Below are 439 nucleotides of genomic sequence, written 5' to 3'. Positions count from 1 at the left end.
GCCCGGTGTCCCAGCCGAGGGAGGTCGCGAGGTCGAAGGCGATGTAGCGGTGGAACTGCCCGGTGAAGGGCAGGCCGGGAAGGCGACAGCTTCTGCGGGTCGGCGTCCTTGCCCCCGCCGGCGGCGGGGATGAGCACCGTGCCGGCCTTGCGGGGTCCGGTGCCCTGGAGCGCCCACAGCAGGGAGGACTTGCCGGAGCCGTTGCGGCCCATGAGCGCGGTGATCGCGCCGCCCCGCAGATCGAGGTCGACCTCCCTGACGGCCGGGACGCCCTGATAGGTCACCGTCACCCCGCGGGCCTTCAGGAGGAGAGCGGGGTCCGGGGCGGGTGCCGGCCGCACCGGTGGCGGAGTCGTACCGGGCGGCGGACCGGGACCCCTCAGTCCCGGTCGTACATGTGGAACCCGCGGCCCGTCTTGCCGCCCAGCAGGCCCGCCTG

The 439-nt window shown here is 74.7% G+C and carries 2 pseudogenes; both read right to left on the bottom strand.

The features are described 5' to 3' along the window. A pseudogene (locus G3I78_RS52625) lies at positions 1-82 on the bottom strand (ECF transporter S component); the annotation flags it as partial. A gap of 13 nt (positions 83-95) precedes the next feature. Beyond that, positions 96-344: pseudogene (locus G3I78_RS52620) on the bottom strand (ATP-binding cassette domain-containing protein); the annotation flags it as partial. Between the last annotated feature and the right edge of the window lie 95 nt (positions 345-439).

It is taken from the genome of Streptomyces sp. SID13726, assembly GCF_010548375.1.
Classification (GTDB): domain Bacteria; phylum Actinomycetota; class Actinomycetes; order Streptomycetales; family Streptomycetaceae; genus Streptomyces.
Note: the sequence above shows the minus strand (reverse complement) of the source record. Positions and strands in the feature narration are given on the sequence as shown.